Here is a 21,582-nt window from a genome sequence, read left to right as displayed (position 1 = left end):
TGGAAATGCATTTGCCGCTGACTTTTTTTCGTTATATTTCTTCATCCATTTTCCTAATACACTATCCCTTATTCCTAGATCTCTTGCTACTTTTGCAACTGGTTGACCTACCTTTCTTTGTTCATTTGCCAGCTTAACAGCTTCCAATTTGAATTCTGCCGTATATTCTCTTGCCATTTCTAATCCTCCAAAATTTTATTTTACCCGAAAAAACTCCTTTCTTTCTCTCCACTTTTTCTGGGCAAGGTCAAAAAGCCTATTGTCTAATTATGTACCTAAATTTTATTACGGCACTTTCACTACTACTTTAACGAGTGAGCTACCTTTCTATAAAAGACCTATCGACTGTTGCAATTATAGGCGTAAACAAGAATGATAAAAGAGTACGAGATTGAGTAACTATGTACACTTCTGCTGGCATACCAGGGTATAGGTATACGTTTTTAAACTGAGCAAGCTCTGGTTTTGGTATCACTACACGTACTGAATAATAACGCCCTAGCCTTGGATCATCAAGGGCATCGGGAGAAATATTGCTTACTATACCATTAATTAAACTTAAACGACGTGCACTGTAAGCACTTAAACGAACTTTAACCTTTAGCCCTTCTAGCCCATCAATAGAGACTATATTGCTATCTTTCTTTTGTGCTGACAGTATCTCTTCTATGTTTCTGGTCTGAATTTTAGCATCTATTATTAGGTCATCATCTGATGGCACTACGCTCATGATCGGAACTCCAGATTGTATAACACCACCTTCAGTATGGTATCTTATATCTGTCACTATCCCATCTTGAGGCGATTTTATTATTGTACGTGCTAATGAATCTTCAGCAACCATCAGCCTCTCTTTCAAGTCTGCAATAGACGTACTAACTTCCTTAAGTTCAGCGTTTGCTCTTTCTTGAGAATCATTTTTTACGTTTATAATTTCTAATTCATTCTCTCCAATTTTTTGCTGCACTTGAGATATTGCAGAACGGTAATGTCCAACTCTGCCTTCAATTTCAGCAAACTGTTTTTCTAAAGCTAAAATGTGTGGTTTGCTTATATGGCCACTATCAAGTAATTGTCTTTTTGTTTCCAACTCCTCAGTTATCAAGTCATATTGCTTATGAGCTGCATTTAGTTGAAAGTTTAGCCCCGCTAATTCATCATTTAACTGCTTTATACGTTGTTGCAGTATGTCTGTTTTTCCCAATATGCTCTTTCTCTGAGAGTTGAACAACTTTACTTGATTCTTTATCGCTTTATTTACAAGTTCATCGTGAGATAATTTTTTAACCTCATCAGGAAACTCGAGCGTGTCTAAATCTACTCTGATTGCAAGAAGCCTTGCTTCTGTTGCTAAAAATGATAAGAGCTTCTCTTTGATGATACTTAAATTCGCCTTCTCGTTAACATCACTCAACAAAACTAGAGGCTCATCTTTTTTAACTGCTTGACCCTCTTTTACTAAAATTTTGCTTATTATTCCTCCGCCCAAGTGTTGAACTATTTTTCTATTTGAAGATACAATAACTTCTCCACTTGCATGCACCGCACCGTCAATTGGAGCTATAGCCGACCAAATACCACCTATCCCAAAAAAGATGAGTATTACTACCAGACCAAAAAATAGTGGTCCCCATGTTACTTTCAGGACTTCATTTACGTTATTACTTTCGCGTTTTAAAATAAAATTTATCACTGCATCAATCAATGCAAACGTCTTATCCAAAAATTTTGGGTACTTCTTCTTTTTATTTTTTGCTCCTTGCATATTTATATTATCACCATGGCCAATCAAGCCTGTCAAAGAAAATCCAGCGCTAAGCTTTTTTAACTTACTTATCATAATACTACTGTGAATTTGTGTTAACTCAAGATAACACACAAAAACAAAGAATCTATAATTTAAGCATTCCATTTAGACTGTAGAGCACCAGAATAAACTATTTAGTAACAATTCCTGCATCAATTATGTTTTTAAAATTTTTTGACGTTTAACTTTATTACAACTTTTTCTTTATTTTGTGAATATCTGAGTTACTTATATTATGTAAGAAATCTATTGCCAACTAGTCAATATTCTGTTAGGAATTAAGATAATATAAAGTTATTATGCTTAAATTGGAAAGCAGAAAGTTCCTGATTACTGGTGCATCAGGCGGAATAGGGCAAGCAATTGTAAAAATTATGCACAAAGCCGGAGCAACTTTATGTATTTCTGGCACAAAAAAAGAAGTGCTCGAAGAAGTTGCTAAACAATATGAAAAAAATATGCACGTACTCCCTTGTGATTTATCAAATGCTGAGGAAGTAAATCAACTAGTAAACAGAGCAAGTGAGTTGATGGAAGGCTTTGACGGGCTTGTATGCAACGCGGGCATTACGCAAGACAGTTTATTATTGAGAATGACAGATGAAGCATGGCAAAAAGTAATTGATATTAACTTGAGCTCTACATTTAAGCTGAGTAGAGAAGCATGCAGGAAACTAATTAAGAATAATTGGGGAAGAATTATAAATATTTCCTCAATAGTAGGGCTAACAGGAAACGCCGGGCAAGCAAATTATGCAGCGTCTAAAGCTGGAATAATAGCCATGAGCAAATCTATAGCAAAAGAAGTTGCAAGTCGTAATATAACAGTAAATTGTATTGCTCCTGGGTTTATAGATACTAAAATGACTGAAGTTTTAAATGAAGGACAAAAGGGAAAAATATTAGATAATATTCCAATGAAAAGAATGGGAACAGGGGAAGAAATAGCAGCAGGGGTCTTGTTTTTAGCAAGTGATGAAGCAAAATATATAACAGGGCATGTGCTCAATATTAATGGTGGGTTATTTATGTAGCAACACTTATGTATGGACAAATTATAATTTTTACTTTAAAATAAAAAATGTGTAGGTTTAGGTTTACGTTGATTTATTACTTAGAGGCAAAAAAATGAGCTCTATAATAGGATTTTTTGGTGTCTTGTGTGTAGTATTGCTTTTCTCTTTCTCAGGTTACGCAGCTATCACTGGTCCTGATATGGATGATACAACACAAGTAATATGTAATATTATTGGTTATGTTTGGGGGATAGGCGGTCCACTTATGACGGTAGTAATAATTGGTGCAGCTTTGCTTGCAATATTTGGCAGGATGCCGTGGCCAGCCCTCTTTGCTCTAGGCGTGTTTTGTGCTGTATTTTTTGGCGCTAAGACGATTATAATAAAAGTTATGCCCAATGTAAGCGATGAAGCAAAAGCTATGTTGGAAAAGTGTGGAAAGAAATAACCCATAGAAGTACAGAAGTGCTTTTTTGTTATCCATTAAATCGCTTCATATCTTCAACTTGCAACAAATAAGGGCTATCTTTTGGTAAAGTTTTAACAGCTAGCTCAGCATATTTTGTAAATTGCTTTAAATCACCTTCAATACAAGCCTTTTTTGTCAAGGCAAAATAATGCATTGCCGTATCAGCTTCACATTTATATGCAATGCTTAAATACTTCCAGACAAAAGCGTTATTTGGTTCTATATTCAAAATCTGCTCCAGGTAAAAAATCGCCTTTTTTGCATCACCGTGTAATAATAAAGTATGAGATAATGCAAGTTTCACTAAATAACTGTTTTTCTCAGATAAATACCTAAGCGATTCCTCATACATTTTTATTGCTTCACTTAAATTTCCGGCCTTGTATAGCATTTCTGCTTTCAATTCATATAGGTATGGGTCATTGCGTGACTCTTGAATCAATGAATTAACTTTAGCAATAGCCTCTTCTATCTTTCCTTGCCTATAGCAAACTATAGCATTTACATACTCAGAATTATTTTCATATTTATTAGATAACACATGAATAGGAGCAAAGAAAGAGTCTAGCTTGGCAACCACACGCTCAAACTTTAGTAACTTATCCGCAAAAATTGGTTTTACGTTGTTTTTAACCTTATAATTTTGTACAGCAAATATACGTTTCTCACTAAGTGGGTGAGTGCGGAAATATTCCTCGGTGTTCTCATGCTCAATACTTTTAAAATAATCAAAAATCTCTTTCATACCTGAATTATCATAGCCAGATTCATCAAGATACCTTAAAGCATAGCTATCTGCTACACTTTCTTGCTCTTGAGAATAGTTAAAAAATAGCCTTGAACTAAACGCTACACCACTAAGCAAAATTGCACCAGCAACCTGAGGGTTAATGATAATACTAGAAACTAATCCTACCATATAACTAATCATTGCTATCGATTGAAAATAACCCATAGCACTACTCATTTGCAATATATGACCAGCAGATATGTGAGCAATCTCATGTGCTAATATACCAAGCAGGACATAAGGTTTAGCCGAATATTGTAAAAGTCCTAAATGAATGAAAATACTGTTATTGTTAATTACAAAAGCATTAATCGAATTGTCATTAATTATAAAAACTTTTATTTGCTCATGATCAATATCCGCAGCAGAAAATAAAGGTTGCGCTAGCTCTTTCACTATTGCTTCCACTTCACTATCTCTAATAATGTCAATAGAGTAAGCATTATTATAATATGCAAAAAAGAACAATAAGGTCAAAAACTTAGCAACTCTAAACATGAAAATTCTGTGCTTGTATAATTTATAGAAATTCTATATTTTAACACTTAAATTATACAAATTTATAAACGCTAGTTTAAATTTTTAACGTAACTGATAAGTTTGTCGATGGTAGTTAACTTAATTTTATGTTGTTCAGCAAATTTAAGTAACTGAGGTAAGCGCATCATAGAGCCATCATCATTCACTAATTCACAAATAACTGCTGAATGATCAAACCCTACTAACTTCGCCATTTCAACACTCGCTTCAGTATGACCAGCACGTTGTGCCACCCCACCTTTATGTGCAATTACAGGAAAAACATGACCTGGAGTTATGATGTCATCCTGAGTACCATCCTTGTTGATAGCAGCATGTATAGTTTTCGTTCTATCCCCTGCTGAAACACCGGTTGTAATGCCATAACGTGCATCAATTGATGTAGTAAATGCGGTATGATTTTCACCAATATTTTTCTTTTCCATGAAATTAAGGCCCAACCTTTTCATGTGAAATTTAGTCATTGCTAAGCAAACAACCCCTGTACCGTACCTAACCATAAAAGCCATATGTTCCGGCTTTATTTTCTCAGCTAAGACAATCAAATCGCCTTCATTTTCTCTATTTTCATCATCAACTAAAATGAATAATTTACCGGAACGAGCATCCTCTAATACATCTTCCACAGAAGAAATACCTGGTAGACTCATTGAAGCATAAGTGGCCTGTACCATAATAATTTACTTAAATTCAATCTTAACTATTTTATACAATTTCTCTCCATTTGGCACTGTCACTTCCACATATTCACCGACTTTTTTGCCGATTAAGGCACTCCCAAGTGGTGAACTAGTAGATATTAACTGCTTTGAAACATCAGCTTCATATTCGCCTACAACCTTATAAACATATTCCACTTCACCGTTATTATCACTTAACATGCTTAATGTCACAGTTGCACCAAACATTACTGAATCACCAGACAAATTTTTTACTTCTATTACTTCCGCATGTGAGAGCTTACTTTCTATCTCCATTATACGGCCTTCAATAAAACCTAACCTTTCCCGTGCTGCATGATACTCTGCGTTTTCAGACAAATCACCTTGATCACGAGCATCAGAAATAGCCTGTATCACAGAAGGTTTTTCTTCCTTTAATTTTTCAAGTTCGGCTTGCATATTCTCAAAACCTTCACTCGTTACAGGAAATTTATTAATAATGGATGAAGCCATAATCACCACCTAAACGCAATTAAATTGAGTAACGAAATTACTCACAATGTTAAAAATATCACCTTTTATATCATCACTCATGTCATTTGACAACTTTTTTAAAACCCCAGGATGCACAGTATGAAAATAATTAATAAGATCATGTTCAAATTTATTAATGTAACTTATTTGTATTTTACTTAACTGATTATATAGGTTAGAAAAAATATACATCAGCACTACTTGTTCTTCTATTGACATAGGTAAATGTTGTTTTTGCTTTAATAACTCGACAAGATATTTACCCTTATTCAAGGATAATTGAACACTAGCATCAAGATCAGAACCAAATTTTGCGAAATCTTCTAATTCTCTATACTGAGCTAAGCTTAGCTTTATAGAACCAGCAACTTTCTTCACAGACTCTAGTTGTGCAGCAGAACCAACCCGTGAAACTGACAAACCTATATTTACTGCAGGTCGAAATCCTTTATAAAATAATTCAGACTCAAGAAAGATCTGCCCATCGGTAATTGAAATAACATTTGTTGGCACATATGCAGATACATCACCAGCTTGAGTTTCGACAATTGGCAAAGCAGTTAAAGAACCCTGCCCTTTTTTATCAGACATTTTAGCAGCTCTTTCAAGCAAGCGAGAATGTACATAGAATATATCTCCAGGGTAAGCTTCACGACCAGGAGGACGTCTGAGCAATAAAGACATCTGCCTATATGCCACAGCATGCTTAGATAAATCATCATATATAATCAAACAATTCATTCCATTGTCACGGAAAAATTCCCCAATAGTGCAACCAGCATAAGGTGCTAAAAATTGCATAGGCGCGCAGTCAGATGCACTAGCCACAACTACAGTTGTATACTCTAATGCTCCGCTTTCTTTCAGCTTATTTACCACTTTTGCTACTGTTGAAATTTTTTGCCCAATAGCAACATAAACACAGTAAACTTTTTGATTTTCGTTTACCTCATCGTTAATCTTCTTCTGATTGATAATAGTATCAAGCGCAATAGTAGTTTTACCAATTTGTCTATCACCAATAATTAATTCACGCTGCCCTCTACCTATTGGAATTAGCAAATCTATAATTTTAATTCCTGTTTGCAGTGGCTCATGCACAGACTTACGATCAATAATGCCTGGCGCTTTAGATTCTATATCCATTCTGTTTTTGGCTCTAATTTCCCCACCGTCGTCCATAGGATGGCCCAACGCATTTACAACTCTCCCTAACAATTCATGCCCTACAGGCACCTGCACAACATCACCACTACATTTTACAACGTCCCCTTCTTTCACATCACGGTCATTACCAAGCACAACTATTCCAGCCGTATTATGATCTAAATCGAGAACTATTCCTTCTACACCACTTGCAAAAAATACCTTTTCACCGAATTTTGCTTTTTCCAGCCCATAAACCAATGCGATACCATCTGTTACTGAAATTACTTCACCTATATTTTCCCGCTTTATAGGATTATCAAACGTCTCAACCTTTTCTCTTATTATACTTGCTATCTCAGAAACATTCATACTGTTCTTCATACAAAATTCCTTACTTTTAATATTTCCATTTTACTTAAGTCAACTAACCTATCCAAGTAACTTTTTAGCGAAGCATCGATCAAATTAAAACCATACCTAACTACGAAGCCACCTAGTATAGAAGGGTCAACCACATTGCTTACTTTTATTATTTTACCAAGAAAGCTCAAAGATTCAGTAATTATTTTTATATCAGATTCCTTTAAAGTTTCTGCTGACTTTATAGTAATTTCGAATTCATTTTCATTTTCTCTTGCAAGACTTAAGAATTTTTCTAACATAAGGATCAATAAACTAGAGCGTTTATTTGCAAATATAACCATAATAAATTTTACTAAATTCTCACTCAAGTGCTCATTTATAGAAAGCATCACTTCTTTTTTGTGTGCAAAAGAAATCATAGGATGAGATAGGTACACAAAAACATCACGTTGATCCTTAAAAAAAGCCAACAAAAATTCTACTTCTTTCCTTATAATACCTAACCTGCTTCCTGAGACATGAAATAGCACTCTAGCGTAAGATGAAACTAAATTATTGTATTGGGTCTTTTTCATATTAAATCCAGTAAATCTAAATTAATTCAGCTACAAATCTTTCATTCTTCAATCCAAGCATTTTTTATATAAACAGGTCTTCTCTTCAAGGAAAGAAAATATAAATCATACCTGACTGAATAATCTAAAAAACTAAGGTTTTTACTTAAGAAATACTTAGAAGAATTTATAATAGACTGACATTGAAGATGAGATATCGGTATTTCTTTTCCAAGTAAACTTGTTTTAACCTCTATAAAAATCAGCTCCTTTTTTTTAGATACAATTAAGTCAATTTCACCGAACTTACAACGGTAACGGCGTTTTATAACATTATACCATTTCAGTTTTAAATATACTAAAACCAATAACTCGCCAAAGTAGCGTAACCCACTTACCACAAGAAGAACAATTATGATAACAATTAACTTTGTGTAACTACTTTGCCTCCTTCTTTATTTTTACTATAAACCTTACCTCTTGCTGCAATATCCCTATCAACCAGTTCTATCACTGCCATCGAAGCGCAATCACCCTTTCGAGTGCTAAATTTTACTATTCTAGAATACCCACCTTTACGATCTTGATAACGGCTGGCTAAGACGTTTAATAACTTATCAACCGCTAACTTACTATTATGAAGGCGTGAAAGCAAAAGTCTTCTACCATGTAAAGTATTCTTATTCTTAGCAATTGTAATAAACTTTTCAACATATGGACGAAGTTCCTTAGCTTTTGGTAAAGTAGTTACAATCTGCTCATGGTTAATTAATGAGATAGATAGATTCTTTAACGTCGATAATCTATGTTCAGTACAACGAGATAGTTTACGTTTTTTTATTCCATGTTTCATATATCACCTAATCTTCATCAGTATGTTGTTTAGCCAACTCATCTATATCCTTAGGTGGCCAGTTTAGCACATTCATACCCAAAGACAAGCCAAAATTAGTCAAAACTGCCTTAATCTCATTCAAAGACTTTCTGCCAAAATTAGCAGTTCTTAACATTTCACCTTCTGTCTTTTGCACAAGATCACCTATATAAGTGATGTTTTCGTTTTTCAGACAGTTATGAGACCTGACAGACAATTCCATTTCATCTACCTTACGCAATAAGACAGGGTCATAACCCAAATCTTTAGCACCACTAGACGAAGAAACCTGCGATTTTTTATAACTTACATCAGAACTAATAAAGGGCTGAAGTTGCTCCTGTAATATTCTTGCAGCAGAGTCAACAGCTTGACTCGGAGAAATTGTACCATCAGTTTCAATTGACAATATCAGCTTATCCTTATCAGTCACTTGGCCAACACGACTGTTCTCTACCCTGTACGAAACCCTGTTGACAGGGCTATACAAAGCATTAACTGGAATAAAACCAATTAAATCCTGTTCACTCATAAGCTTCAAAAGTTCATTTTCTTTATATTTAGTTACAGGAAGATAACCTTTTCCGCTAGCCACATATATGGTCATGTTAAGCTCCACATTTTGCCCCAGCGTACATATTAACAAATCTTCATTAACAATAGAGCATTGATCATCAGTTTCTATCATCCCAGCTAATACCTGGCAAGGCCCTTTAGCGTTTAAATTTAAGCATTTATTAGAAGCACCATTTAATTTACACCTCAACATACCCATATTTAATACTATATCAGTTACGTCTTCTCTCACCCCTTGAATTGAAGTGAACTCATGAGTTACACCTTCAATTTTTATTCCATAAACAGCACTACCTTTAAGAGAAGATAACATTACACGTCTTAATGCATTACCTAATGTTAAAGCAAAACCACTTTCCAACGGTTCTAGCACTATATCACTTTTTTCACTTGAATCATCTGATATTACCTTAACTGAACTAGGTTTAATCAATTTATCTAAATTGCTACAGAGAGAAACATCATTATTATAATACATAAAACAACCTTTTCAAATATCCTATACTCTTCTTTTTTTTCTTAACCTGCACCCATTATGAGGAATTGCGGTTTTATCTGCAATTGAAGTCACAGTCAACCCACAGCTCTGAAGTGCTTTAACCGCAGCTTCGGTACCAAAGCCAGGACCGCGAATTATTACAGAGACAACCTTCATACCAAATCTCTCCATTGCGTTCTTCGCAGCAGACTCCCCAGCCTTACCTGCAGCATAAGGTGTGGATTTTCTCGAACCTGAAAAACCACATGCACCCACAGAAGTTTGACATAGCGTATTACCATGAACATCAGTTACATTTACAAAAGTATTATTAAAAGTTGCACGAATATGGACAACACCAGTAATAAACTCCTTCTTACTCTTACCAACCGTTTTGACTTTTTTCATTAAAACTCACAATAATAATAAATTTTATTTTTTCCCAGCAATAGGCAACCGAGATCTACCTTTACGAGTCTTAGCATTAGTATGAGTCCTTTGCCCTCTCACAGGTAAACCTTTCCTATGCCTCACCCCTCTATAGCATCCCATTTCCACTAAAGATTTTATGTTCATAGCCACTTCTTTTCTGAGCTCACCTTCTATAACATAATTTTGTCTAATGAAACCGCTGATCTTTTCTATATCTTCATCTCGTAATTCTGAAACACGTTTGCGCTTATCAACTTCGCAAGCGTGACAAATTACATTCGCAGTAGCAATACCTATACCATGTATATAAGTTAATGCAAAAGGAACACATCTCCTCACTGGAATATTTATGCCTGCAATACGTGCCACTGGTACCCCGATACTTTATTAATAACAACTCTTAATTTATACCATAAAACAACTCAGAGTCAAACCAAATTACAAGAAATTTTACTTTCAATCTCTTGCGTTACCTCATCAACACTCAAATTAGCGTCAATTGTTAATAATTTGCCTTTATAATACTCGCGTAAACCTTTCATTTGAAGGTGATATTCACTTATTCTCTTATTAATTGCAGACATATCAGCATCATCAATTCTTTTCTCTAACCTCGTACTTTTACATTTAGCACAAGTAGTACTCTTAAAAGAAGATACACTATATATGCTTTTACAGTCCAAACACGCGAGACGATTTCTTAACCTATCGATTGCAATATTATCGTCAAGCTGCAGCTCAACTACAATGTCAACATCCCTATTATATTTTTCTTGCAAAACTTGAGTCAAAAAATGAGCCTGGTTTAAATTTCTCGGAAAACCATCTAATAAGCAATTATCATCCACTAATGCAAGCTGGTCACGTAATAATCCACATATAATTTCATCTTGAATTAAATTACCAGATTCCACGGTACCCTTTATTTTTTTACCTAACTCACTACTGCTAGATATAATATTCCTTAATAAATCCCCTACTGAAATTAATTTTAAATTATATTTTGCTATTAACAAGCTTGACTGAGTACCTTTACCAGAACCTGGAGGACCAAAAATCGCAATGATCATCTTACTTTCCTCGTTTTAGACTCATATTTCTTTATCCAGTTGTCGTACCTATTTGAAAAAATATAAGATTGTATTTGCATAATAGTATCAGTAATAACGTTCACTATAATCAGTAAGCTCGTCCCACCAAAAATAAATGGTATATCATAATAATATCTCATAACTTCAGGTACAGTACATATGACTACCAAATACGCAGAGCCAATGAATGTCAACTTAAAAACTATATCTTGAAGGTAATCAGAAGTATGTTTCCCAGGCCTTCTACCAGGTATAAAACCACCATTTTTTTTAAGAAAATCTGCGTTTTCCTCTGGATTAAATATAAAATTGGTATAGAAAAAATTAAAAAATACTATCAGCACCAAATAGGCTACAATATATACTACTTTATTTGCCATAAAGTAATTCAAAATAAAATCAGAAAAAGCGTGCCCCTTATAGAAATTTGCAATTGAAATAGGTGTCAATAAAATTGCATTAGCAAAAATGGTTGGTACTACACCAGATAAATTAATCTTCAATGGAATATAAGTAAAATCGTCATTATGTAATCTTTTAAATTGCTTTTTAGGATGTTGAACAATAACCTTTCTATAAGAAGACTCTACAAAAATGACTAAGAGTAGCAGCAAAAAAAACAATACCAAAACAAAAAGGATAATAAATAACGATACGCTACCGTTTTTATTTAACGTTAACAAAGATGATAAAGCGCTGTGTAACTCTGATATTATACCCGTGAAAATGATTAATGAGATACCATTGCCTATACCGCTAGCGCTGATTCGTTCACCAAGCCATATTAAAAGCATAGTTCCACCTAAAAGGCTGAAAACACCTATTGTACGAAACATAACACCAGGTTCGATTACAACCAATACCCCTTCCCTATTCATCCCTTCCAATCCAACCAAAATTGGAATTGATTGAAATACACAAATTACTATGGTCAGATAGCGTATATAAGAATTCATCTTTCTACGGCCTGACTCTCCATCATTCTTAACTTCCTTCATTCCTTTAATCGCAGAAGAAAGTAACTGAATAATGATAGAAGCCATTATATATGGAATAACGTTCAATGCTAGAATTGTCATTCTAGCCAATGCACCACCAGAAAATAAATTAAATACTCCAAAAACGCCTGAGCCATCTTTGGGAAATATATCATTAATTACATCAAGATTAATTCCAGGAATAGGCACATAAGTACCCAAGCGATAGCAAATTAAAGCTATTAGCGTAAAAAATATACGCTTTAATAAATCGCCTTTATATAACAACGTAGGATCCAAGCTATTAAATGCTGATTTATTGCCCATGACTTACGATAGTATTTCCACACTACCACCAACTGAAGCTACAGATTTTTTTGCAGCTTCTGACGCAAAATCAACATGAAACACAAATTTTTCGCTCAACTTACCTTTATTAAGAAGTTTAATTTTATCCTTAATAGACTTTATAAAACCTAATTTATACAGCCTCTCCTTATCTATAACAGAGTCTTTCACTATTTTTTTAGCTTCCATTAAGCGCTGTATATCGCCAACATTAATTATAGAGTATATGCTCCTACGTATAGGCTTAAAACCTCTTTTAGGCAAACGAGTATATATAGACTGTTGTCCACCCTCAAAACCATTTATAGAAACTCCACTTCTAGCCTTCTGCCCTTTATGCCCTCTACCGGATGTTTTACCTTTACCACAACCGACACCTCTACCCAGCAACTTAGGCTTCTTTTTCTTAGATAATTTAGTAAATATAGAGTTTAATTTTACAGCATTATTCATACTTTACCTGTTTCCAACTATCTCGCTAATCTTTTTGCCTCTTTTGCTTGCTACCTGACGAGGAGATAACATACTATCAAAAGCCTTAAACACCGCACATATAACGTTATGATGATTATTTGATCTAGTGGATTTAGCTACCACATCCTTTATACCTAACACCTCAAAAACTGATCTAATCGCTCCACCAGCAATAATACCTGTTCCGGCTCTTGCGGTTCTTAAAACTATCTCACCAGAACAAAATTTAGCTTTAATATCATGATGCAAAGTTCTACCTTCACGCAAGTACACTCTAATCATTGATTTCTTTGCAGCATTTACAGCTTTGACTCTTGCTTCAGCAACTTCTGCGTGCTTACCTATTCCACACCCTACCCTACCCTTCTCATCGCCAACAACAACCAAAATTGAAAATGAAAATCTTCTACCACCTTTGGTAACCGTTGTCACTCTTCGTACCGAAACCAAAAGCTCTGATAAATCATCATTATTTTGTAAATTCTTTATAGCCATATTCAAAACCTTCTAAAATTCAAATCCAGAACTTCTTAAAGCCTCAGCAAATTGAGAAACTAATCCTGTGTATTTATACGCTCCACGATCAAACGTAAGCTGCTGCTCTAATTTCATGCCAGACAGACGCTCAACCATTAAAGAAGAAACCTGTTTTATAGTTTCAGCGTTGACTTTCCCTTTACATACATCCTTAATTTTAGCATCCAAAGTAGAAGCTGAAGTGAGAGTTATTCCTTTTACATCATTAATTAACTGGACATAAAAATGCCTATTAGATTTAAATATGGATATACGTAAACGTTCAGCGCTCTTGTCAAGCTTCGCTCTATTACGTAACTTCCTTTTTTCAGAATTACTTAAAAAATTATACGATCTTTTCATTTTTATTACTTCTTTTTACTTACAACCTTACGCAGCATAAATTTGCCTTTTATTACAACACCCTTACCTTTATAAGGATCATATTTTCTAATTTTGCATATATCAGACGCCACCATATAGACCTTCTGCTTATCCATACCACTAACTACTAAGTGAGTTGGCTTTATGCACTTAATCTCAACATCTTTAGGCACTTTATATTTAACATTATGGCTATAACCAAGATACAAAGTCAAACACTTACCATCACACTCTGCCTTATATCCCACACCGTTAATCTCAAGATTAACAGAAAAACCATCAACCATGCCGTTAATGATATTATTAATATTACTCCTATAAGTACCCCACATAGGCTTTATTTTATCATAATTATCCTTATCTTGATCAACAGAAAGCAATAGCTGATTATCAATAATCTGACACACAACATCCCTGATCAAGCTAACTTCCTTTTCAGCCTTAGCACTCTTTATTAACATACTACCATTATTATATTCAACTGAAACACCAGCAGGAATATTGATAGGAGCAGCACCTATACGAGACATGAATTTCTCCTATTATTTAAAAGACACGACACAAAACTTCTCCACCAACCTTTAACTTATGTGCATTATAATCAGTCATCACTCCTTTGGGTGTCGATATAATAAAAATACCAAGACCATTATATGCTTTAGAAATGTCCTTATACTTAGAATAACGACGACAACCAGGCTTTGACACCCTAACTATGTCACTAATTACAGGTGACTTCTCATAATACTTCAATTTTACAATGAAAGAAGGTAAATTATCTACAACTTGCTTTTCATAATCAAGGATATACCCTTCCTCTTTTAAAATCTCCAATATAGAAGAATTCATCTTAGAAAATAGTACCCTTGTTGCCCTATGCATTGCCAATTGAGCATTACGTATCCTTGTTAAAAAATCACCAATACTATCAGATAACGCCACAATATACTCCTTATATTATATTTACCAACTAGACTTTGTAACTCCTGGAATTTGCCCAAAAGAACATAAATCACGCAAAACAATTCTACATAAACCAAATTTTCTATATACTCCTCTTGGTCTCCCAGTTAAAGCACACCTATTTCTAATTTTGGTTTTAGAAGAATTTCTAGGCAATTTTTTAATTAATTTACTTTGAGCTGTAAACCTTTCTACAATGGACAAATTCTTATTATTTATTATAGATTTCAATTTTTCTCTTTTTTCTTTATATTGATCGCACAACTTTATTCTGCGAAGATTTCTTTCTATCATAGATTTTTTTGCCATATATTTCTCCTCTCAATTAATCAAAAAAAGGAAATTTAAGAGCCAGTAATAATTCCTTTGCTTCCTTATCACTAACTGCACTTGTTATAATATTAATATCCATACCTCTAATTTTACTTATTTTATCATAGCCTATTTCTAAAAACGAGATATGTTCCTTTATACCAAAGGAAAAATTACCATTACCGTCAAATTGCTTCACACTAAATCCTCTAAAATCTTTTTCCCTTGGCAAAGCAATATATACCAATCTTTCTAAAAACTCATACATTTTATCTCTACGCAAAGTTACTTTGCAACCTACTGTAGCACCTTTTCTGATCTTGAAGCCAGAAATAGATTTTTTTGCAAAAGTTGATAAAGGCTTCTGCCCAGCAATCAAATATAGGCTATCAAGTGGTTCATTTATTGCTTTACTATCTGCAGCAGCATCTCCAACGCCCATATTGATACACACCTTGACAAGTTTAGGCACTTGCATTGTATTGCCGTAATTAAACTTATCCTTCAAGGACTTTACTATGCTATCTTTATACAATTCTTTAAACATATCAACCTAATCTATCACTTCTCCAGAAACTTTTGCAAAACGCACTTTTCTACCGTCTATAACCTTAAACCCCACTCTAGTTGGAGTTTTATATTTAGGGTCCAATGTTGCAACGTTGGATATATCAATAGCTAACTCTTTATTTAATATACCACCACTACTACCAGCTTTTGGTTTAGTATGTCTCTTATGCACATTCACTCCAGAAACAATTACTTTCTTTTTAGCATCACGTGCTATAACTTTGATTACCTTACCAATTTTTCCCTTATCTTTACCAGTTAAAACTATAACGTCGTCACCACTTTTTATTTTAGCACTCATTATAAAACCTCAACAGCTAATGACATTATCTTCATAAAAGAACCAGATGATAACTTTTTTACCGGACCAAACACCCGAGTGCCAAGTGGTTCACCTTGATCGTTAATCAAAACTACAGCATTGCTAGAAAAACGAATTACAGAACCATCAGATTTTCTAATAGGGCTTTTCACCCTCACCACAACTGCTCTATATACTTTTCCCTTCTCAACTTTCCCTCTTGGAGTAATAGATTTAGTAGATACAATAACTGTGTCACCTATAGATGCAGACTTTCTACCACCCAATAAACCAATACAAAGCACTGCACGCGCGCCAGAATTATCAGCTACTTCCAACAATGTATTTTCTTGAATCATATAAACATCCTATTCAATGTGAGCTATTAACAATAACCCATTTTTTAGTAGTAGAAACAGGCTTGTGTTCTTGTATTAAAACCTTGTCCCCCTCTTTACAACTATTATTCTCATCATGTGCTGTATACTTCTTGTATTTTTTTATAACCTTTTTATACAGCTCATCCTTATACACTTGTAATACCGAAACCTTTACAGTCTTATCACACTTAGCCTTAGTTACAGTACCACAAAAAACCTTTTTAGGCATTCTTTTCCTCTCTTCTTCTTTTATTTAATGCAGTTAAAATACGAGCTATGCTCTTTCTTATTAAGCTAAAACGCGAAATGTTGTTGCACTGGCCCAGCTTCTTTTGAAAAACCAAATTAACAAACTCTTTTCTCAAATTCACAAGAATTTCATGCAATTCTTGCGAGGACCTCGATTCAATGTCAGCTATATCCATTGCAACTCCATTTAATTATGATTAGATACAAATTTACACTTCATAGGAAGCTTAGCAGTTGCCTTTTCAAGCGCCAATCTTGCTAAATGCATGGGAACATCACTGCTAATTTCAAACAACATTCTACCGGGCTTAGCTTTAAATACCCAAAACTCAACACCACCTTTCCCTTTACCCATACGCACATCCGCCGGCTTTTTACTAACAGGGGTATCAGGAAAAATTCTTATCCACACTTTACCAGAGCGTTTTAATGTTCTAGATATTACACGCCTTGCAGTTTCAATATGCTTAGATTGAATCCTACCTGCTTCCATAACCTTTAGACCATAATCTCCAAAAGATAATGTGCTACCACCTTTCGTGTTACCCTTAATTCGTCCTTTAAATACTTTTTTATATTTACTTTTTTTAGGAACAAACATTTCAATATACCTAATTAGTTACCAATATAAACCCAGACCTTAACTCCTATGATGCCATATATAGTTTTTGCTTCAGCAAAAGCATAATCTATATTAGCACGTAAAGTATGCAAAGGCAAACGGCCTTCTTTATACCACTCAGTACGAGCTATCTCAGCTCCGCCAAGGCGCCCAGAACAACTTACTTTAATACCTCTAGCACCCATCCTCAAACAACTTTGAATAGCTTTTTTCATCGCTCTTCTAAATGAAACCCTTTTTTCTAACTGCTGTGCAATGCTGTTTGATATTAAAACTGCATCTATTTCAGACCTTTTAACCCCTACTACATTCACTTCCACATTATTTTTTACTTTTTCAGCTATCTTTTGCTTTATCTTCTCAATATCCGAGCCTTTCTTACCTATTATCACCCCAGGTCTAGAAGAATGTATTATTACAGATACCAAATCGATCGTACGCTCTATAATTACTTTAGAAACACCAGCATGCTTAAAAGATTCATTTATATAACTGCGAATAGACAAATCTTGATGCAACCCTTGTTTATAACCCTTCTCAGCATACCAAATAGATGACCAAGTATTAATTATTTTTAACCTAAATCCTTTAGGATTAACGTTTCCCATATTTTTGCACTTTCCTTATTAATTTTCTATTTTTATGAATCATACAATTTCCCCCAATTTTACAGTTATATTACTATAACGTTTACTAACTCTATTAGCTCTACCCATAGCTTTTGGACATACCCTACGCAAAGTAAGAGACTTACCTATTAAAATTTCTTTTATATATAAATTATCGATATCCAATCCATAATTTTGAGCATTAGCAATCGCAGAATTTAATACCTTCCTTATAAGACCTGCAGCTTTCTTTTCACAAAATCTTAATTGCACAGTGGCAAAAGAAACTTTTTTATTACGTACTAAACCAGCAACCAAATTCAATTTACGAGGAGTTGATTTCAAAACCCTAGAACCAGCTTTAACTATTACATCTCTGTTTTTCATATCAATTACCTTCTTGTCGCCTTTTTATCACCACTATGCCCAGTAAATTTACGAGTGGGTGAAAACTCACCAAACTTATGACCTATCATATTCTGATCATTAACATTCACAGGAATGTAATCCTTACCATTATAAACAGCAAACTTTAAACCTAAACAATTAGGAAGAATTACAGAAGCCCTGGAATGAACTTTTATAGCCATGTTAACAAACCCCTTGTTTAAAGCATTATTCACCGACTTTAATACAGAAGGATGACAAAAAGGAGGCTTCCATGCAGATCTACTCATAAACTAACCTTTCAATTGTTTTATATACTTATCACTAGATTTATTTCTCCTTCGAGTTTTCTTTCCTTTTGTTGCAACACCCCAAGGAGTAACAGGATGACGACCACCAGAGGTTTTTCCTTCCCCGCCTCCATGAGGATGGTCAACCGGATTCATTGCAACTCCACGTACAGTAGGTCTAATCCCAAGCCACCTACTTCTCCCAGCTTTACCCAACTTTCTATTCTTATGGTCAGGATTAGATACTACACCAATAGTAGCCTTGCAAGAAGATAAAATCAACCTAATTTGACCAGACCTGAGCCGTAATAAAACATATTGGCCATCACGACCAACGATTTGTGCATAACAACCAGCAGCTCTAGCAATCGCAGCACCATTACCCGGCTTCAGCTCAACATTATGAACGAAAGAACCAACAGGTATATGCTTGAGTAGTAAACAATTCCCTGGCAAAATATCAGCATCATTCCCAGCTGTAACAACATCACCTGGCTTCATACCTTGAGGAGCTAATATATAAGACTTAATATCATCTTCCTTATATGATATTAACGCCAAAAACCCACTTCTATTTGGATCATACTCTATTTTTTCAACTATACCTTGACCACTTCTATCACGCTTAAAATCTATCACTCTATACTTCTTTTTGTGACCACCACCCCTATGACGAGTTGTAATTCTACCATGATTATTTCTTCCACCACTGGACTTTTTACCAGATGTAAGAGATTTTTCTGGCTCATCTTTTGATAAACCAACTTTACTTACTAACACAGTCCCACGAGAAGACGGAGTAACAGGATTAAAAAATTTCATACCCATACTAAACGCTCATTATATCTAATTTTTGACCATCCATCAAAGAAAAATAAACTTTCTTTTTCTGTTTTTCACAACCAACCACACCCCTAAAACGCCTATATTTAGGCTTAATTCTAACAACATTTATAGAAGAAATTTTAACATCAAATAGAGACTCTATCGCCAACTTTATTTGACGCTTATTTACATTTACAAAAACACACAAAGAATATTTATTAAACTTCTCCCTCAAAAAAGAGGCCTTTTCTGTAATTATAGGAGATTTTATTATATTATTATATTTGATCATAACAATCTACCTTCAAGATGCTTTAAAGTATCCTTTGTCAACATCACGCATTCGTGATTCAATATATCAAAAACATTTAACCCAATAGGTTTGATTAAGTCTACATAGTGCAAGTTTTTAGCCGCACGCAACAAATCATCTCCATAATCACCAACTATCAAAAAGGAAGAAAATTTAAAACTTTTAATACATTTACACATTTCAGACGTTTTCTTCACATCAATATTTAAATTATCCAGAATAATTACTTGATTATTTAAATACTTTAGAGATAAAGCAATTTTTAAACCAAATTTGCGTACCTTCTTATTAAGAGAATAAGTATGACTCCTCACAACAGGGCCGAAAATAATCCCACCACCTCTAAATTGAGGAGATCGCAAGCTCCCTTGTCTTGCCCTACCGGTACGTTTTTGACCATAAGGTTTAGCTGTTGTACCAGAGACATCACTAATACCTTTTGTTTTATGAGTACCAGCTCTTCTCTTCGCTAATTGCCATCTCACTATATCATGCAAAATACTCAATTTTTGCTTAGCAGAAAATATCAAAGGATTGAGCTGAGCAGTACCTACATTATCATTAGATAGATTAACTAAATTACATTCCATAACTAACTTACCAAATTACTAGCATCATCATTTACATCTAACAGTAAACCTACCGGAAAAGGAACATCTTTATGTAAAGATTTTTTAACTGCATCTCTTACAAAAACATAGGAATTTTTAAACCCAGGAACATTATTACCCTTCACAGCAATTATACTATTTTCATGATCAATGGATAATATCTTCATATTTTGTGCAGTTATCCTGCTGTTACCTAAATGACCAGCCATTTTCTTTCCTTTGAATACTCTACCAGGATCCTGACATTGGCCAGTGGAACCTTGTGATCTGTGAGCAATAGAAACACCATGAGATGCCCTAAGCCCACTGAAATTATGCCGCTTCATCACACCAGCAAATCCTTTACCTATAGAATAACCCGTAATATCAAGATATTGACCAACCACAAAATGATTGATTCCCACTTTTTTACCACATTCTATTCCCGACAGGTCATTTAATCTACTTTCGTATAACTTACATTTATTATTTATACCCTTTTTCTTTAAATATTCCAACTGAGGTTTTGCTATATTTTTAAAATCTCCTGTGCCTAAAATGACTGAATTATAGCCACATTTATCTTGTCCTTTTATATCAATAATATAAGTTTCGCTGAGATGCAATAAAGTTACAGCCATGCGACTATTGTCAGAATACATAGCAGTATGACCAATATTCACCATTAGTAAACCAATTCTCCTCAGCGAATTTATTCTCTTCATTTCCTTCTCCTAAACCTTAACTTCCTTGACTTTTAAATCCACTTCTACGCCAGCAGAAAAAGATAAACCTGTAAGCATCTGCATCATAGTAGGAGTAAGATCACGTAAAACAATCAAACGCCTAGAAGTTCTCATTTCAAACTGTTCACGAGATTTTTTATCAACGTGAGGAGATCTATTAACAATAAATTTAGAATCTTTCCTTGGCAACGCAATCGGACCAGATAATTTTGCACTGGACCGCTTTAATTCATCAACAAATTTTCGAACACACTCCTCCAATAAAGAACAATCGAAAGCCTTAATGTTAATATATATATCTTGCTTCATCTTAGTTACTACACTCACTCCAAAATTTCAGAAACAACACCAGAACCAACAGTTCTACCGCCTTCTCTTATCGCAAAACGCAA

The 21,582-nt window shown here is 34.4% G+C and carries 37 protein-coding genes; 2 read left to right on the top strand and 35 right to left on the bottom strand.

From position 1 onward, the window contains the following. A partial coding sequence (locus OZD61_RS03710) for a transposase (protein WP_187470120.1) occupies nt 1-177 on the bottom strand: 177 nt, incomplete at its 3' end. A gap of 142 nt (nt 178-319) precedes the next feature. Next, complete coding sequence (locus OZD61_RS03705) at nt 320-1,840, bottom strand: HlyD family type I secretion periplasmic adaptor subunit (protein WP_240991858.1); 1,521 nt, start codon at nt 1,838-1,840, stop codon at nt 320-322. 266 nt (nt 1,841-2,106) lie between these two features. On the opposite strand from OZD61_RS03705, the gene fabG reads away from it, so the two are divergent. Continuing rightward, the gene (fabG, locus tag OZD61_RS03700) at nt 2,107-2,841 is read left to right on the top strand and encodes a 3-oxoacyl-[acyl-carrier-protein] reductase (protein WP_274979899.1); all 735 of its coding nucleotides are present in this window, start codon (nt 2,107-2,109) and stop codon (nt 2,839-2,841) included. Between the two features lie 94 nt (nt 2,842-2,935). After that, entirely contained in the window at nt 2,936-3,271 is a 336-nt protein-coding gene (locus OZD61_RS03695; RefSeq protein ID WP_236514837.1) for a TrbC/VirB2 family protein, read from the top strand. 28 nt (nt 3,272-3,299) lie between these two features. On the opposite strand, the gene OZD61_RS03690 is transcribed toward OZD61_RS03695, so the two are convergent. The 33 genes from OZD61_RS03690 to OZD61_RS03530 form a co-directional block, all read right to left on the bottom strand. After that, nucleotides 3,300-4,580, bottom strand: coding sequence for a M48 family metalloprotease (locus tag OZD61_RS03690; protein ID WP_274979898.1), 1,281 nt, complete (start codon nt 4,578-4,580; stop codon nt 3,300-3,302). A 71-nt stretch (nt 4,581-4,651) separates the two neighbouring features. Further along, nucleotides 4,652-5,296 carry a 3,4-dihydroxy-2-butanone-4-phosphate synthase gene (gene ribB / locus OZD61_RS03685; protein ID WP_274979897.1) on the bottom strand — a complete coding sequence of 215 codons (645 nt, stop codon included), beginning with the start codon at nt 5,294-5,296 and terminating at the stop codon, nt 4,652-4,654. Between the two features lie 6 nt (nt 5,297-5,302). Then, entirely contained in the window at nt 5,303-5,797 is a 495-nt protein-coding gene (greA, locus tag OZD61_RS03680) for a transcription elongation factor GreA (protein ID WP_274979896.1), read from the bottom strand. A 9-nt stretch (nt 5,798-5,806) separates the two neighbouring features. Continuing rightward, on the bottom strand, nt 5,807-7,348 hold the full coding sequence (atpA, locus tag OZD61_RS03675; RefSeq protein ID WP_274979895.1) for a F0F1 ATP synthase subunit alpha: 1,542 nt from the start codon (nt 7,346-7,348) through the stop codon (nt 5,807-5,809). Continuing rightward, nucleotides 7,345-7,905: an ATP synthase F1 subunit delta gene (gene atpH / locus OZD61_RS03670; protein ID WP_274979894.1), complete on the bottom strand. Its 561-nt coding sequence runs from the start codon at nt 7,903-7,905 to the stop codon at nt 7,345-7,347. Before atpH ends, atpA begins: the two co-directional genes overlap by 4 nt. Nucleotides 7,906-7,946: 41 nt before the next feature. Then, on the bottom strand, nt 7,947-8,285 hold the full coding sequence (locus tag OZD61_RS03665; RefSeq protein ID WP_274979893.1) for a YraN family protein: 339 nt from the start codon (nt 8,283-8,285) through the stop codon (nt 7,947-7,949). 23 nt (nt 8,286-8,308) lie between these two features. Further along, nucleotides 8,309-8,737, bottom strand: coding sequence for a 50S ribosomal protein L17 (gene rplQ, locus OZD61_RS03660; RefSeq protein WP_274979892.1), 429 nt, complete (start codon nt 8,735-8,737; stop codon nt 8,309-8,311). A gap of 7 nt (nt 8,738-8,744) precedes the next feature. Next, entirely contained in the window at nt 8,745-9,812 is a 1,068-nt protein-coding gene (locus OZD61_RS03655) for a DNA-directed RNA polymerase subunit alpha (RefSeq protein ID WP_274979891.1), read from the bottom strand. Between the two features lie 21 nt (nt 9,813-9,833). Then, entirely contained in the window at nt 9,834-10,220 is a 387-nt protein-coding gene (gene rpsK / locus OZD61_RS03650; protein WP_274979890.1) for a 30S ribosomal protein S11, read from the bottom strand. 24 nt (nt 10,221-10,244) lie between these two features. Continuing rightward, nucleotides 10,245-10,613 carry a 30S ribosomal protein S13 gene (rpsM, locus tag OZD61_RS03645; protein ID WP_274979889.1) on the bottom strand — a complete coding sequence of 123 codons (369 nt, stop codon included), beginning with the start codon at nt 10,611-10,613 and terminating at the stop codon, nt 10,245-10,247. A 59-nt stretch (nt 10,614-10,672) separates the two neighbouring features. Then, nucleotides 10,673-11,314: an adenylate kinase family protein gene (locus OZD61_RS03640; RefSeq protein ID WP_274979887.1), complete on the bottom strand. Its 642-nt coding sequence runs from the start codon at nt 11,312-11,314 to the stop codon at nt 10,673-10,675. Then, on the bottom strand, nt 11,311-12,639 hold the full coding sequence (gene secY, locus OZD61_RS03635) for a preprotein translocase subunit SecY (protein ID WP_274979886.1): 1,329 nt from the start codon (nt 12,637-12,639) through the stop codon (nt 11,311-11,313). The genes OZD61_RS03640 and secY overlap by 4 nt, the downstream gene beginning before the upstream one ends. Nucleotides 12,640-12,642: 3 nt before the next feature. Continuing rightward, nucleotides 12,643-13,113 (bottom strand): 50S ribosomal protein L15, encoded by a 471-nt coding sequence (gene rplO / locus OZD61_RS03630; RefSeq protein WP_274979885.1) that lies wholly within the window; start codon nt 13,111-13,113, stop codon nt 12,643-12,645. A 3-nt stretch (nt 13,114-13,116) separates the two neighbouring features. Then, complete coding sequence (gene rpsE / locus OZD61_RS03625; protein WP_274979884.1) at nt 13,117-13,629, bottom strand: 30S ribosomal protein S5; 513 nt, start codon at nt 13,627-13,629, stop codon at nt 13,117-13,119. A 12-nt stretch (nt 13,630-13,641) separates the two neighbouring features. Next, nucleotides 13,642-14,013, bottom strand: a complete 372-nt coding sequence (gene rplR / locus OZD61_RS03620) for a 50S ribosomal protein L18 (RefSeq protein WP_006279867.1) — start codon at nt 14,011-14,013, stop codon at nt 13,642-13,644. 5 nt (nt 14,014-14,018) lie between these two features. Continuing rightward, a complete protein-coding gene (gene rplF / locus OZD61_RS03615) occupies nt 14,019-14,564 on the bottom strand; it encodes a 50S ribosomal protein L6 (protein WP_274979883.1) in 546 nt (181 codons plus the stop codon). A gap of 16 nt (nt 14,565-14,580) precedes the next feature. Continuing rightward, nucleotides 14,581-14,976 (bottom strand): 30S ribosomal protein S8, encoded by a 396-nt coding sequence (gene rpsH, locus OZD61_RS03610; protein ID WP_007551150.1) that lies wholly within the window; start codon nt 14,974-14,976, stop codon nt 14,581-14,583. 21 nt (nt 14,977-14,997) lie between these two features. Next, nucleotides 14,998-15,306, bottom strand: a complete 309-nt coding sequence (gene rpsN, locus OZD61_RS03605) for a 30S ribosomal protein S14 (RefSeq protein WP_274979882.1) — start codon at nt 15,304-15,306, stop codon at nt 14,998-15,000. Between the two features lie 16 nt (nt 15,307-15,322). Continuing rightward, nucleotides 15,323-15,856 (bottom strand): 50S ribosomal protein L5, encoded by a 534-nt coding sequence (gene rplE / locus OZD61_RS03600; RefSeq protein ID WP_274979881.1) that lies wholly within the window; start codon nt 15,854-15,856, stop codon nt 15,323-15,325. A gap of 6 nt (nt 15,857-15,862) precedes the next feature. Next, nucleotides 15,863-16,180 (bottom strand): 50S ribosomal protein L24, encoded by a 318-nt coding sequence (gene rplX / locus OZD61_RS03595; RefSeq protein ID WP_006279347.1) that lies wholly within the window; start codon nt 16,178-16,180, stop codon nt 15,863-15,865. Further along, nucleotides 16,180-16,539, bottom strand: coding sequence for a 50S ribosomal protein L14 (gene rplN, locus OZD61_RS03590; protein ID WP_274979880.1), 360 nt, complete (start codon nt 16,537-16,539; stop codon nt 16,180-16,182). The genes rplX and rplN overlap by 1 nt, the downstream gene beginning before the upstream one ends. A gap of 13 nt (nt 16,540-16,552) precedes the next feature. Then, nucleotides 16,553-16,789 (bottom strand): 30S ribosomal protein S17, encoded by a 237-nt coding sequence (gene rpsQ, locus OZD61_RS03585; RefSeq protein WP_182309462.1) that lies wholly within the window; start codon nt 16,787-16,789, stop codon nt 16,553-16,555. Then, nucleotides 16,782-16,985 (bottom strand): 50S ribosomal protein L29, encoded by a 204-nt coding sequence (rpmC, locus tag OZD61_RS03580; RefSeq protein WP_274979879.1) that lies wholly within the window; start codon nt 16,983-16,985, stop codon nt 16,782-16,784. Before rpmC ends, rpsQ begins: the two co-directional genes overlap by 8 nt. An 11-nt stretch (nt 16,986-16,996) precedes the next feature. Continuing rightward, entirely contained in the window at nt 16,997-17,410 is a 414-nt protein-coding gene (gene rplP, locus OZD61_RS03575; protein ID WP_274979878.1) for a 50S ribosomal protein L16, read from the bottom strand. Between the two features lie 14 nt (nt 17,411-17,424). Beyond that, the gene (gene rpsC, locus OZD61_RS03570; protein ID WP_010962753.1) at nt 17,425-18,039 is read right to left on the bottom strand and encodes a 30S ribosomal protein S3; all 615 of its coding nucleotides are present in this window, start codon (nt 18,037-18,039) and stop codon (nt 17,425-17,427) included. Nucleotides 18,040-18,078: 39 nt separating this feature from the next. After that, nucleotides 18,079-18,426, bottom strand: coding sequence for a 50S ribosomal protein L22 (gene rplV, locus OZD61_RS03565; RefSeq protein ID WP_274979877.1), 348 nt, complete (start codon nt 18,424-18,426; stop codon nt 18,079-18,081). Nucleotides 18,427-18,431: 5 nt separating this feature from the next. Next, entirely contained in the window at nt 18,432-18,716 is a 285-nt protein-coding gene (gene rpsS, locus OZD61_RS03560; RefSeq protein ID WP_274979876.1) for a 30S ribosomal protein S19, read from the bottom strand. Nucleotides 18,717-18,719: 3 nt separating this feature from the next. After that, nucleotides 18,720-19,544 carry a 50S ribosomal protein L2 gene (rplB, locus tag OZD61_RS03555; protein WP_274979875.1) on the bottom strand — a complete coding sequence of 275 codons (825 nt, stop codon included), beginning with the start codon at nt 19,542-19,544 and terminating at the stop codon, nt 18,720-18,722. Between the two features lies 1 nt (nt 19,545). Further along, a complete protein-coding gene (locus OZD61_RS03550) occupies nt 19,546-19,833 on the bottom strand; it encodes a 50S ribosomal protein L23 (RefSeq protein ID WP_274979874.1) in 288 nt (95 codons plus the stop codon). Further along, entirely contained in the window at nt 19,830-20,444 is a 615-nt protein-coding gene (gene rplD / locus OZD61_RS03545) for a 50S ribosomal protein L4 (RefSeq protein WP_274979873.1), read from the bottom strand. The genes OZD61_RS03550 and rplD overlap by 4 nt, the downstream gene beginning before the upstream one ends. A gap of 2 nt (nt 20,445-20,446) precedes the next feature. Continuing rightward, nucleotides 20,447-21,169 carry a 50S ribosomal protein L3 gene (rplC, locus tag OZD61_RS03540; protein ID WP_274979872.1) on the bottom strand — a complete coding sequence of 241 codons (723 nt, stop codon included), beginning with the start codon at nt 21,167-21,169 and terminating at the stop codon, nt 20,447-20,449. Nucleotides 21,170-21,178: 9 nt separating this feature from the next. Further along, complete coding sequence (gene rpsJ, locus OZD61_RS03535) at nt 21,179-21,499, bottom strand: 30S ribosomal protein S10 (protein WP_274979871.1); 321 nt, start codon at nt 21,497-21,499, stop codon at nt 21,179-21,181. A 14-nt stretch (nt 21,500-21,513) separates the two neighbouring features. Beyond that, nucleotides 21,514-21,582 (bottom strand): EF-Tu C-terminal domain-related protein (locus OZD61_RS03530; protein WP_274979900.1); only part of this gene is annotated, 69 nt, incomplete at its 5' end.

The sequence above is a fragment of the Wolbachia endosymbiont of Drosophila bocki genome (genome assembly GCF_028982005.1).
Taxonomy (GTDB): Bacteria; Pseudomonadota; Alphaproteobacteria; order Rickettsiales; family Anaplasmataceae; genus Wolbachia; species Wolbachia pipientis.
The sequence above is the reverse complement of the archived record's forward strand: the minus strand, read 5'-3'. Positions and strand labels throughout refer to the sequence as shown.

What these genes read in the sequence shown, in the direction of transcription:
- rplN (WP_274979880.1), bottom strand. Translation starts at nt 16,539, where the DNA reads ATGATTCAAGAAAATACATTGTTGGAAGTAGCTGATAATTCTGGCGCG.
- OZD61_RS03550 (WP_274979874.1), bottom strand. Translation starts at nt 19,833, where the DNA reads ATGATCAAATATAATAATATAATAAAATCTCCTATAATTACAGAAAAG.
- rpsE (WP_274979884.1), bottom strand. Translation starts at nt 13,629, where the DNA reads ATGGCTATAAAGAATTTACAAAATAATGATGATTTATCAGAGCTTTTG.
- rplF (WP_274979883.1), bottom strand. Translation starts at nt 14,564, where the DNA reads ATGTCTCGTATAGGTGCTGCTCCTATCAATATTCCTGCTGGTGTTTCA.
- rplX (WP_006279347.1), bottom strand. Translation starts at nt 16,180, where the DNA reads ATGAGTGCTAAAATAAAAAGTGGTGACGACGTTATAGTTTTAACTGGT.
- OZD61_RS03695 (WP_236514837.1), top strand. Translation starts at nt 2,936, where the DNA reads ATGAGCTCTATAATAGGATTTTTTGGTGTCTTGTGTGTAGTATTGCTT.
- OZD61_RS03690 (WP_274979898.1), bottom strand. Translation starts at nt 4,580, where the DNA reads ATGTTTAGAGTTGCTAAGTTTTTGACCTTATTGTTCTTTTTTGCATAT.
- rpsC (WP_010962753.1), bottom strand. Translation starts at nt 18,039, where the DNA reads ATGGGAAACGTTAATCCTAAAGGATTTAGGTTAAAAATAATTAATACT.
- rplE (WP_274979881.1), bottom strand. Translation starts at nt 15,856, where the DNA reads ATGTTTAAAGAATTGTATAAAGATAGCATAGTAAAGTCCTTGAAGGAT.
- rplQ (WP_274979892.1), bottom strand. Translation starts at nt 8,737, where the DNA reads ATGAAACATGGAATAAAAAAACGTAAACTATCTCGTTGTACTGAACAT.
- atpH (WP_274979894.1), bottom strand. Translation starts at nt 7,905, where the DNA reads ATGAAAAAGACCCAATACAATAATTTAGTTTCATCTTACGCTAGAGTG.
- OZD61_RS03705 (WP_240991858.1), bottom strand. Translation starts at nt 1,840, where the DNA reads ATGATAAGTAAGTTAAAAAAGCTTAGCGCTGGATTTTCTTTGACAGGC.
- rpsJ (WP_274979871.1), bottom strand. Translation starts at nt 21,499, where the DNA reads ATGAAGCAAGATATATATATTAACATTAAGGCTTTCGATTGTTCTTTA.
- rplR (WP_006279867.1), bottom strand. Translation starts at nt 14,013, where the DNA reads ATGAAAAGATCGTATAATTTTTTAAGTAATTCTGAAAAAAGGAAGTTA.
- rplD (WP_274979873.1), bottom strand. Translation starts at nt 20,444, where the DNA reads ATGGAATGTAATTTAGTTAATCTATCTAATGATAATGTAGGTACTGCT.
- rplP (WP_274979878.1), bottom strand. Translation starts at nt 17,410, where the DNA reads ATGTTTGTTCCTAAAAAAAGTAAATATAAAAAAGTATTTAAAGGACGA.
- ribB (WP_274979897.1), bottom strand. Translation starts at nt 5,296, where the DNA reads ATGGTACAGGCCACTTATGCTTCAATGAGTCTACCAGGTATTTCTTCT.
- fabG (WP_274979899.1), top strand. Translation starts at nt 2,107, where the DNA reads ATGCTTAAATTGGAAAGCAGAAAGTTCCTGATTACTGGTGCATCAGGC.
- rplB (WP_274979875.1), bottom strand. Translation starts at nt 19,544, where the DNA reads ATGGGTATGAAATTTTTTAATCCTGTTACTCCGTCTTCTCGTGGGACT.
- OZD61_RS03640 (WP_274979887.1), bottom strand. Translation starts at nt 11,314, where the DNA reads ATGATCATTGCGATTTTTGGTCCTCCAGGTTCTGGTAAAGGTACTCAG.
- atpA (WP_274979895.1), bottom strand. Translation starts at nt 7,348, where the DNA reads ATGAAGAACAGTATGAATGTTTCTGAGATAGCAAGTATAATAAGAGAA.
- rplO (WP_274979885.1), bottom strand. Translation starts at nt 13,113, where the DNA reads ATGAATAATGCTGTAAAATTAAACTCTATATTTACTAAATTATCTAAG.
- rpsS (WP_274979876.1), bottom strand. Translation starts at nt 18,716, where the DNA reads ATGAGTAGATCTGCATGGAAGCCTCCTTTTTGTCATCCTTCTGTATTA.
- rplV (WP_274979877.1), bottom strand. Translation starts at nt 18,426, where the DNA reads ATGAAAAACAGAGATGTAATAGTTAAAGCTGGTTCTAGGGTTTTGAAA.
- rpsQ (WP_182309462.1), bottom strand. Translation starts at nt 16,789, where the DNA reads ATGCCTAAAAAGGTTTTTTGTGGTACTGTAACTAAGGCTAAGTGTGAT.
- rpsK (WP_274979890.1), bottom strand. Translation starts at nt 10,220, where the DNA reads ATGAAAAAAGTCAAAACGGTTGGTAAGAGTAAGAAGGAGTTTATTACT.
- rpmC (WP_274979879.1), bottom strand. Translation starts at nt 16,985, where the DNA reads ATGGATATAGCTGACATTGAATCGAGGTCCTCGCAAGAATTGCATGAA.
- rpsN (WP_274979882.1), bottom strand. Translation starts at nt 15,306, where the DNA reads ATGGCAAAAAAATCTATGATAGAAAGAAATCTTCGCAGAATAAAGTTG.
- OZD61_RS03655 (WP_274979891.1), bottom strand. Translation starts at nt 9,812, where the DNA reads ATGTATTATAATAATGATGTTTCTCTCTGTAGCAATTTAGATAAATTG.
- greA (WP_274979896.1), bottom strand. Translation starts at nt 5,797, where the DNA reads ATGGCTTCATCCATTATTAATAAATTTCCTGTAACGAGTGAAGGTTTT.
- rplC (WP_274979872.1), bottom strand. Translation starts at nt 21,169, where the DNA reads ATGAAGAGAATAAATTCGCTGAGGAGAATTGGTTTACTAATGGTGAAT.
- secY (WP_274979886.1), bottom strand. Translation starts at nt 12,639, where the DNA reads ATGGGCAATAAATCAGCATTTAATAGCTTGGATCCTACGTTGTTATAT.